Raw genomic sequence first — 5,610 nt, forward strand, 5'->3', positions numbered from 1 at the left:
TTGTAAGATATTCATAAGTCTATTATGCAGGAAAAAGGAAGAAAAAGAAACCCCCTAACCCCTCAAGATTGAGGGGAAGGGGAGCTGAATAGGCGAAGCCTATTTTTTATACCGTATTGTATACTAGATTTTAAAGGATATTAGGTTATGATAAAATATGATTGGATTCGTTCGAATAGAAAAACAATGAGCATTCAGATTAAGACAGATGGCAAAGTAATTGTGCGGACACCATATGGCATTTCCAAATATCAAGTGCAGATGTTTATTGAGGAGAAGAAACAGTGGATAGAAAAAAATTTGAAGAAGGTTTCAGAAAGGCAGATGAGCAATGAGGTTCTTTCAGAAGAGGAAAGGCTGAAGGGAGTTCAAAAAGCTTTGCGTGTGATTCCGGAACGTGTAGAGTATTTTGCAGAGATGATGAATATCACTTATGGGAGAATTACGATACGAGAGCAGAAAACAAGATGGGGAAGCTGTAGTAGCAAGGGCAATTTGAATTTTAACTGGAAACTTGTACTTATGCCAGAAGAGGTGTTAGATTATGTGGTTGTACATGAACTGGCACATCGGAAGGAGATGAACCATTCAGAAAGGTTTTGGAATCATGTTGAGAAGGTCTTACCGGATTATCAGGCAAGGAGAAAACTGTTGAGAGAGTTGGAACACAGACATTTGTAAGAGACAGGAAGAGTAAGAGTGTAATCTTAGTAAAATCTTAATTAAAAATAAAGAATCTATAAAATAGTATTTGACATTCATGTACAATATTGTTATCATAGATTTAGACAAAAAATATTAATGGATTGTTACTGCTCGGCAGGCAAAACCAAGTCTGGTAGATTATGATGATTGATCTGCTTTGATTTGGTTTTTTATTTTTTAGGAGTCTTTTTATGGAGATTGTCAAAATAATTAATAACAATATCGTAAGTGCATTAGATGATGAGAATAAAGAAATTGTAGTAATGGGAAAAGGGCTTGGTTTCCATGCAAAGGCAGGTCAGAAGATACCAGAAGAGAGAATTGAGAAAATTTTTCGATTGAATGATGAAAGCGAGATTGGAAAGTTCAAGGAACTTTTAGAAGCGATGCCATTAGAGCATATACAGACTTCTGTGGAGATCATAGATTATGCCAAGAGTGTTTTGAAGAGGCGAATCAACCAGAATATTTATATTACGTTAACTGATCATATCAATTTTGCAATTACAAGAGTAAAGGATGGAATGGAATTTCCTAATCCACTTTTGTGGGAAGTGAAGAGCTTTTATCCAAGTGAATATCTGATTGGAGAATATGCGATTGCTTTGATCCGCAAGGATTTAGGAATCGAATTTAAGACAGATGAGGCGGCTTCAATTGCACTTCATATTGTGAATGCAGAATATGATTCCGATATGAGTAATACAATGAGAATAACTACAACTATTCGGGAAGTGTTAAGTATTATTGAGAATTTTTTTGAAATGAAGCTAGACGAGGAAAGTCTTCATTATTCACGTTTGGTAACGCATCTGAAGTTTTTGGTGCAAAGAATTTTTTCGAATCAGATGCTGGATGATGGAGAGACCGAGCTCTCTTTGATGATTCAGAAAATGTATCCGCATGAGTATGAATGCAGTAAAAAGGTTGTAGACTATATAAAAAATAAATATCAGAATTACACGATCTCTCAAGATGAGATGACGTATCTTGCAGTCCATATTAGAAGAATTTATATAGAACTTCATAAATTGGAAGAAAGCAAGCAATAGAAAGGAGAAGAGATGTTAAACGCATTAAAAGGAAAATTAGGATTTGGAAAGAAAGAAGGAGAAGTGATTGGATCGCCGATCGAAGGGAAAGTAGTTGCAATTTCTGAAGTAAGTGATCCGACATTTGGTCAGGAAATTCTTGGAAAAGGAATGGCTGTCATTCCAACAGTGGGTAAAGTGGTAGCACCTGTTGATGGAAGAATTGAGATGATTTTCGATACGAAGCATGCAATTTCTATGAAGACAGCAGGAGGAGCAGAACTCTTGATTCATATAGGACTTGACACTGTGAATTTAAAAGGAGCGCCGTTTACAGCACATGTTTCAGCAGGACAGGAGGTAAAAGCAGGTGATTTGATGCTTGAATTTGATATCGAAGCAATCAAAGCAGCCGGTCTTGAAATAATTTCTCCAGTTGTAGTTTGCAATACACCGGATTACAAAGAAGTGAAAGTAGAAGCTGGAAAACATGTAAAAGTTTTAGATGAGGCTATGACATTAGTAAAATAGGTATTTAAGTCTGCAGAGCGGACTTTTATATAAGCGAAGATAACTCATAAAAGATTGAGAGAAAAGGAGGAGAAAAATTATGATGAAATATCTTCAAAAATTAGGGAAATCCCTAATGCTTCCAGTTGCTGTATTGCCAGTATGTAGTATTTTAATGGGAATCGGTTATTGGATTGACCCTACAGGTTGGGGAGCTAACAGCGCAATTGCTGCTTTCTTGATCAAAGCAGGCGGATCTATCATTGACAACATGGGTATCTTATTTGCAATAGGTGTTGGTGTTGGTATGTCAGAGGATAATGACGGAACAGGTGGTCTTGCAGCACTTGTATCATGGTTGATGATCACAACATTATTATCACCGGCAGTAGTTGGTATGTTAAAAGGTATTCCGGTAGAAGAAGTAGCTCCGGCATTCGGAAAAATCACAACACAGTTCACAGGTATCTTAGCAGGTTTGATTGGTTCAACTTGCTACAACAAATTCAAAGGGACAAAGCTTCCTTCAGCGCTTGCTTTCTTCAGTGGAAAGAGATCTGTTGCTATCGTTACAGCAGGAATGTCAATTGTGGCAGCACTTATCCTGTTCTTCGCATGGCCAGCAATCTTCGGGGCATTAGTATCATTTGGTGAGATGATCATGGGTGCAGGTGCAATCGGTGCAGGTATCTACGGATTCTTCAACAGATTATTAATCCCATTCGGATTACACCACGCATTGAACTCTGTATTCTGGTTTGATATTGCGGGTATCGATGATATCGGTAAATTCTGGGGACAGATTGAAGGTGGAGTAAAAGGTGTAACAGGTATGTACCAGGCTGGATTCTTCCCAGTTATGATGTTTGGTCTTCCAGCAGGTGCTTTGGCTATGTACCACACAGCAAAAGAAAACAAGAAAAAAGTTGCAGCAGGTCTTTTGGGTGCAGCAGCATTATCTGCTTTCTTTACAGGTGTTACAGAACCATTGGAATTTGCTTTCATGTTCCTTGCACCAGGACTTTACGTAGTACACGCATTATTAACAGGTATTACAGTAGCAGTTGTTGCAGCTCTTCCAGTTAGAGCAGGATTTAACTTTAGTGCCGGTTTCGTTGACTGGTTCTTGAGCTTCAAAGCTCCTATGGCATTGAATCCGATTTACTTATTAGGAATTGGTCTTATCGTAGCTGCTATTTACTATATTGTATTTAGAATTGTAATCGTGAAATTTAACCTGAAAACACCGGGTAGAGAAGACGATGATGATGAGACAAAAGTTGTTTTGGCAAACGATAACTTCACAGAAGTTGCAAGAATCGTATTAGAAGGTATCGGCGGAAAAGAAAACGTTACTTCTATCGACAACTGTATCACAAGACTTCGTCTTGAAATCAAAGACTATACAAAAGTAGATGAGAAGAGAATCAAATCTGCAGGTGTAGCAGGTGTAATTCGTCCAGGAAAAACAAGCGTACAGGTTATTATTGGTACACAGGTACAGCATGTAGCAGACGAATTCAAAAAATTATGTAAATAAGTCAGGTATAGAAATATTACATATATAAAAGAATAATAAGGAGGTGCATATAATGCATCTCCTTATTTCTAAACAGGAGGAAAAATGAGATATATTGTAAAAAAAATCCGTGAAAAAAGTGAAATAGAAAGTTGTGAAACATTTTTTATCGATCAATATATGTGGAACAGTAAACAAGAGCCAAAGACATATGGATGGATGGGCTATTTGGAAAATGAAGGATTTTACGTAAAAATGATCTGCGAAGAAAAAGACCCAAAACGTGGTTGGAAAAATCATAAAGAGATGGTTTGTGAAGACAGTGCAGTGGAAGTATTTCTGGCATTCACAGAGGAAAATGAAATATTGACGAATAATTCTATGTATATTAATTTTGAAATTAACGCCAATGGTGCCATGTATGCCCAATATGGCAAAGGACGAAAAAATAGACAATTTTTAAGTGAAGAAGAATATCGTATGGCGGATATCAGAACAAAGATGAGTGAGAATCAATGGGAAATGGAAGTGACAATACCAGAAACATTTCTGAATAAAATCTGTGATTTAGAAAAAATAAAATCAGGGAAATTATTTTACTGTAATTTTTATAAAATTTCAGAAGATGCATCTATAGAGCATTATGGAAGTTATTCTCCGATTGACAGTGAAGTACCGAATTTCCATTTGCCGGTATTTTTTGCAGAAGCAATTTTAGAATAGGAGAATACACGATGGATAACTATATTTTAGAATGTTGTGTAGATTCTGTAGAATCTGCGATAGAGGCAAAAAGAGGAGGGGCCAATCGTATCGAATTGTGTAGCGGGCTTGTGATTGGAGGCTTGTCTCCATCAAAGGCATTATTTGAAACAGTTCGGGAACATGTTGACATCCGTATTCATACATTGCTCAGACCAAGATTTGGAGATTTTTGTTATACAGATTATGAACATGAGATGTTAAAAAAAGAGGTGAAAATGTTTCGTGAACTTGGAGCGGATGGCGTCGTGATAGGGTCACTAAGACCAGATGGTTCACTTCATACAGAGCAGATGAAGGAGTTGATTGAAGAGGCGCAAGATATGTCGATTACGCTTCACAGGGCGTTTGATATGTGTAAGAATCCGTTTGAAACATTGGAACAGGCAAAACAATTAGGAATTCATACAATTTTGACCTCTGGACAGAAAAATAATTGTGTAGAGGGGACAGAGCTGCTTGCAAAGCTGGTAGAAAAGGTAGAAGGGAAGTTAGATATATTGATTGCGGGCGGTGTTGATGGAAATATAATTTCAAACCTTTATAAAGAGACCGGAAGTCACACTTATCATATGTCTGGAAAAGTAACATTGGACAGCGAAATGAAATATCGAAAAGAAGATATAAGTATGGGAGTTGCATCTATGAGTGAATATGAGATTTGGAGAACAAGTGCCGACAGAATCAGAATGGCAAAGGAAATTTTAGAATCATTATAAAAAATACTGCTCAATCCAGAAGATTGAGCAGTATTTTTGTACAGGGGATGAGGGAATCGAACCCCCACCAAAAGTTTTGGAGACTCCTATCATACCATTTGACCAATCCCCTATGTAGAGTATTTTCTACATGATATATAGTAATACAAATTAGGGCTATTTGTCAATGATTTTGAAGGTATTTACAATGGCGGATGGTGTAGAATGAACAGGAACATCCGATGAGAATGAAAATTTTATTTTAGGTCAATCTTTTAAGGAAAGTAGATAAGAAATGATAGCTATGGGAAGATGAATTGTGCCAATTGTACAAATAAAATAAAAAATATAAAAAGTATTGACAATTAGAAAGAGGCATGATAGA

Annotated in this window: 6 protein-coding genes and 1 tRNA gene; 6 read left to right on the forward strand and 1 reads right to left on the reverse strand. The window is 36.7% G+C overall.

Annotated features, from left to right (window positions below; all coding sequences use genetic code 11):
* The first annotated feature begins 147 nt into the window (after window positions 1-147).
* From ACTQXY_RS14985 to ACTQXY_RS15010, 6 genes are all read left to right on the forward strand, one after another.
* Window positions 148-681, forward strand: coding sequence for a YgjP-like metallopeptidase domain-containing protein (locus ACTQXY_RS14985; RefSeq protein WP_441660140.1), 534 nt, complete (start codon window positions 148-150; stop codon window positions 679-681).
* A 215-nt stretch (window positions 682-896) separates the two neighbouring features.
* Complete coding sequence (gene licT, locus ACTQXY_RS14990) at window positions 897-1,757, forward strand: BglG family transcription antiterminator LicT (protein WP_441660141.1); 861 nt, start codon at window positions 897-899, stop codon at window positions 1,755-1,757.
* A 12-nt stretch (window positions 1,758-1,769) separates the two neighbouring features.
* Window positions 1,770-2,267: a glucose PTS transporter subunit IIA gene (locus tag ACTQXY_RS14995; RefSeq protein WP_441660142.1), complete on the forward strand. Its 498-nt coding sequence runs from the start codon at window positions 1,770-1,772 to the stop codon at window positions 2,265-2,267.
* Between the two features lie 79 nt (window positions 2,268-2,346).
* Complete coding sequence (gene nagE / locus ACTQXY_RS15000) at window positions 2,347-3,786, forward strand: N-acetylglucosamine-specific PTS transporter subunit IIBC (RefSeq protein ID WP_441660143.1); 1,440 nt, start codon at window positions 2,347-2,349, stop codon at window positions 3,784-3,786.
* Window positions 3,787-3,870: 84 nt separating this feature from the next.
* Window positions 3,871-4,488, forward strand: coding sequence for a carbohydrate-binding family 9-like protein (locus tag ACTQXY_RS15005; protein WP_441660144.1), 618 nt, complete (start codon window positions 3,871-3,873; stop codon window positions 4,486-4,488).
* An 11-nt stretch (window positions 4,489-4,499) separates the two neighbouring features.
* Window positions 4,500-5,246 carry a copper homeostasis protein CutC gene (locus ACTQXY_RS15010; RefSeq protein ID WP_441660145.1) on the forward strand — a complete coding sequence of 249 codons (747 nt, stop codon included), beginning with the start codon at window positions 4,500-4,502 and terminating at the stop codon, window positions 5,244-5,246.
* 41 nt (window positions 5,247-5,287) lie between these two features.
* Here the strand turns inward: ACTQXY_RS15010 and ACTQXY_RS15015 are convergent.
* Window positions 5,288-5,358: transfer RNA gene (locus ACTQXY_RS15015), tRNA-Trp, on the reverse strand.
* Window positions 5,359-5,610: the final 252 nt, after the last annotated feature.

The organism is Faecalimonas sp. LCP19S3_D12 (assembly GCF_052121495.1).
GTDB lineage: Bacteria > Bacillota > Clostridia > Lachnospirales > Lachnospiraceae > Faecalimonas.

Coding starts and splice junctions, on each gene's coding strand:
- ACTQXY_RS14995 (WP_441660142.1), top strand. CDS start 1,770: ATGTTAAACGCATTAAAAGGAAAATTAGGATTTGGAAAGAAAGAAGGA.
- ACTQXY_RS15010 (WP_441660145.1), top strand. CDS start 4,500: ATGGATAACTATATTTTAGAATGTTGTGTAGATTCTGTAGAATCTGCG.
- licT (WP_441660141.1), top strand. CDS start 897: ATGGAGATTGTCAAAATAATTAATAACAATATCGTAAGTGCATTAGAT.
- ACTQXY_RS14985 (WP_441660140.1), top strand. CDS start 148: ATGATAAAATATGATTGGATTCGTTCGAATAGAAAAACAATGAGCATT.
- ACTQXY_RS15005 (WP_441660144.1), top strand. CDS start 3,871: ATGAGATATATTGTAAAAAAAATCCGTGAAAAAAGTGAAATAGAAAGT.
- nagE (WP_441660143.1), top strand. CDS start 2,347: ATGATGAAATATCTTCAAAAATTAGGGAAATCCCTAATGCTTCCAGTT.